Below are 3386 nucleotides of genomic sequence, written 5' to 3'. Positions count from 1 at the left end.
GGTGTTTCCGACTCTATCAGATCTTTTCTCGATCCGATTTCCTCGGTGCTTTCCAGGTTTTCGCTTTCGCGTTTCCCTTTCCGGCGGTTCCGACTTTATCAGAACTTCTCGGCCGGTCTGACCAGCCACTCATTCTGAGTTTAATCGGGAGGATGCTTCTTCTGAATGTCGGTAGCGACTTCTTCGAAGCCAGTAGAGTCTATCGGCCGCCACCGAACTTGTCCAGTTCTAGGCAACTGTTTGAATCTACCTCCCCACGCCACCCGTGTCAACGGCTGCTGTGGGGTGAGAGGAGACTAGCAGCTCAGGAGGGCCGGACGCACATCAGGCGGCGGTGGGCACGGAGGAACTGCGGTCCGCCGCGTCGAGATCACCCGTCTCGCCCTCACGTACCGCGCGGCCCCCGAGGACGTAGACGTACGTCAGGAACGCCATCTCGGCCACGACGCCGATGCCGATGCGGGCCCAGGTGGGCAGGCCGGACGGGGTGACGAAGCCTTCGATGCAGCCGGAGACGAACAGGACCAGGGCGAGGCCGATCGCCATGCCCACCGCTGCCCGGCCCTCTTCCGCGAGCGCGACGCGCCGGGTGCGGGGACCGGGGTCGATGAGGGTCCAGCCCAGGCGCAGTCCCGTACCCGCCGCCACGAAGACGGCGGTCAGTTCCAGCAGGCCGTGCGGCAGCACCAGGCCGAGGAAGGTGTCGAGCCGGCCGGCGGAGGACATCAGGCCGAAGCCGACACCGAGGTTGAGCATGTTCTCGAAGAGGATCCACAGGACCGGCAGGCCGAGGAAGACGCCGAGGACCAGGCACAGCGCGGCCGCCTCGGCGTTGTTCGTCCACACCTGGGCGGCGAAGGCGGCCGCCGGATGGCTGGAGTAGTAGGTCTCGTACTCACCGCCGGGACGGGTCAGCTGCCGCAGCTGGCCGGGCGCGGCGATGGAGGACTGCACCTCCGGGTGGGTGCCGATCCACCATCCCAGCAGGATCGCGAGGGCCGTGGAGACCAGTGCCGTCGGTATCCACCAGCGACGCGTTCGGTAGACGGCGGCCGGGAAGCCCTTTCCCAGGAAGTGGGTCACATCGCGCCAGGAGGCGCTGCGGGCGCCGGTGACGGCACTGCGCGCGCGGGCGACGAGCTGGCTGAGCCGTCCGGTCAGCTGCGGGTCGGGGGCGCTGGACTGGACGAGCGAGAGGTGGGTGGCGGTGCGCTGGTAGAGGGCGACGAGTTCGTCGGCCTCTGCGCCGTCCAGGCGGCGTCGGCGGCGGAGCAGGGCGTCGAGGCGGTCCCATTCGGCTCGGTGCGCGGAGACGAAGACGTCCAGGTCCATCGGGTCTGCCTGCTCCTCGGCCGGTCGGCGACCGGTCGTCGTCGGTGATCGTGTTTGCTGTCAGCTTGTCGTACTGGCGCGCGATGCGCCCACAGCTTGGCAGACTTGCCGCCCACGAGGGCGGATCAGGGGAAGGACGGGCGGGGCATGAGCGAGCTGGTGACCGGTGAGGCGGTGGCGCTCGAACTGCTGCCCGCGAAGTTTCCGAGCAGGGCGTTGGCCGTACTGCTCGACCTGGCGGCGGCGATGGTCGCGTACGTCGCGGTCACCATGGTGCTCGTGGTGACGACGTCCTCCCTGGACAGCGCCGCGCAGGCGGCGCTCGGGATCGCGACGTTCCTGCTGGTGCCGATCGGCGTGCCGATCGCGGTGGAGACGCTGAGCCACGGCCGCTCGCTGGGGAAGATGGCGCTGGGACTGCGAGTGGTACGGGACGACGGCGGCCCGATCCGGTTCCGGCACGCGCTGGTGCGGGGCGCGATCGGTGTGGTCGAGATCCTCATGACGTTCGGCACGGTGGCGTCGATCGCGTCGCTGGTGTCGGCGCGGGGACGGCGGCTCGGGGACGTGTTCGCGGGAACCCTCGTCGTACGGGAGCGGATTCCGGTGGCGCAGACCGGCCTCATCGCGCCTCCGCCGCCGCATCTGGCGCAGCGCTTCGCCGGTCTCGACCTGTCGGCCGTCCCGGACGGGCTGTGGCTGGCCGTACGGCAGTACCTGACGCGGATGCGGCAGCTGGATCCCGTTGTGTCCGGGGAGATGGCGCAGCGGCTCGCCGGTGATCTCGCGGCGCGTACGGGGGCTCCGCTGCCCGCCGATCTGCCACCGGCCGTCTTCCTGGCCGCCGTGGTGCACGAGCGGCAGGCGCGGGAGTCCCGGCAGGCGTTCGGCGCGGACGGTTCCGCACCGGGAGAGGCCCCGTCCGCGGGTCGGGCGGGCGCGCGGGCGAGTGCGGAGCGGGACGCGGAGGCCGGTGACCCGTCCGCGGCGACGCAGGTCCCGCCGCGGTCGACCGCCGTGCCGCCTGCCGCGCCGCCCCGGCGGGAGCAGCCGGGCGAGCGGCCGGCCACGGGGTTCGCGCCGCCCGCATAGGCCCACGTGGCGAGGGCGGCCGCGGCTCTCCCCCGTCCGTGCGGGAGGGACGTGCGCACCCCGCTCGTCAGCGGAACGTCGAGGGTGGTGACTCAAGGTCCTCCAGCTCGATTCCCGGCGCTGCCAGAACCACGTCGCCGGCGATGTGGACGGAGTGCTGTTCGCCCGTGTCCAGGGCGCTGACCTGGTATTCGTCCACGGTCAGGGGGCCGTTGTCAGTGGCGTGTGCTTCGCTGTTCACCAGTGCCCAGGACTGGTCCACGGTGCGGGGGGCGAGGACCGGGTCCGTGAAGGCGACGAGTCGTACGCGGGTCGCGGAGGAGGGGGTGAGGCGCAGGAGCCGAGCGGTGGCGACGAGGAACGCGGGGGACGTGCCGGTGAAGGCGTGGGCGCGCACATTGCCTTCGGTGGCATGGGTTCCGGTGGGGTCCGTGCGGACCCAACTGACGCCGTCGAGGGCGGCACCGCGCACCTGCCAGCCGCCCGCGCGGAGTTCGAGGCGGATGGGGCGGCCGAGGTCGTCCAGGGCGATGTCGACCGAGCCGCGGTCGTCGCCGGCGGGGGTCGTCAGCCGGGAGACGTAGCGCCAGCCGGACGGGCCGGGGGCGCACTGGAAGTGTTCTTCTCCGAGGGGGGTGTGATCGTGCGGATCGTGGAGCGAATAGCGGCCGCGGGGCATGGGGGTCCTGGGTCGTGACGGGCTCGGGTCGTCGCCGCGGTAGGTCCGTCCGGGGGGGGGCGTGAACGCCGGATGGGCGCGGGAAAGGCCGGACCGGACCGGCCGAAAGGGGCAGGCCCCCGGCACGGGGGTGCGGGGGCCTGCCTCTGCGGACCTGGCCGAGACGCGGTGACGCGGCTCGGGGGCGGTCAGTAGCGGTAGTGGTCCGGCTTGTACGGGCCTTCGACCTCCACGCCGATGTACGCGGCCTGCTCCGGGCGCAGCGTGGTCAGCTTGACGCCGA

At 71.4% G+C, this 3386-nt stretch carries 4 protein-coding genes; 1 reads left to right on the top strand and 3 read right to left on the bottom strand.

What is annotated here, in order from left to right:
• Positions 1 to 324 precede the first annotated feature (324 nt).
• On the bottom strand, positions 325 to 1332 hold the full coding sequence (locus tag ACWDD7_RS37425; RefSeq protein ID WP_450460684.1) for a stage II sporulation protein M: 1008 nt from the start codon (positions 1330 to 1332) through the stop codon (positions 325 to 327).
• A gap of 147 nt (positions 1333 to 1479) precedes the next feature.
• On the opposite strand from ACWDD7_RS37425, the gene ACWDD7_RS37420 reads away from it, so the two are divergent.
• On the top strand, positions 1480 to 2424 hold the full coding sequence (locus tag ACWDD7_RS37420; RefSeq protein WP_450460683.1) for an RDD family protein: 945 nt from the start codon (positions 1480 to 1482) through the stop codon (positions 2422 to 2424).
• A gap of 67 nt (positions 2425 to 2491) precedes the next feature.
• Here ACWDD7_RS37420 and ACWDD7_RS37415 read toward each other — a convergent pair whose 3' ends face one another.
• Positions 2492 to 3103, bottom strand: a complete 612-nt coding sequence (locus tag ACWDD7_RS37415) for a hypothetical protein (protein WP_450460682.1) — start codon at positions 3101 to 3103, stop codon at positions 2492 to 2494.
• Between the two features lie 188 nt (positions 3104 to 3291).
• Positions 3292 to 3386, bottom strand: a 95-nt coding sequence (locus tag ACWDD7_RS37410; RefSeq protein ID WP_351877651.1) for an adenosylhomocysteinase, incomplete at its 5' end; no start/stop codon positions are given.

The sequence above is a fragment of the Streptomyces sp. NPDC001056 genome, assembly GCF_053598955.1.
This window is presented reverse-complemented; position numbering and strand designations above follow the sequence as displayed.

Bases quoted from the DNA above. Each gene is read 5' to 3' on its own strand.
- ACWDD7_RS37420 (WP_450460683.1), top strand. From the start codon at position 1,480: ATGAGCGAGCTGGTGACCGGTGAGGCGGTGGCGCTCGAACTGCTGCCC.
- ACWDD7_RS37415 (WP_450460682.1), bottom strand. From the start codon at position 3,103: ATGCCCCGCGGCCGCTATTCGCTCCACGATCCGCACGATCACACCCCC.
- ACWDD7_RS37425 (WP_450460684.1), bottom strand. From the start codon at position 1,332: ATGGACCTGGACGTCTTCGTCTCCGCGCACCGAGCCGAATGGGACCGC.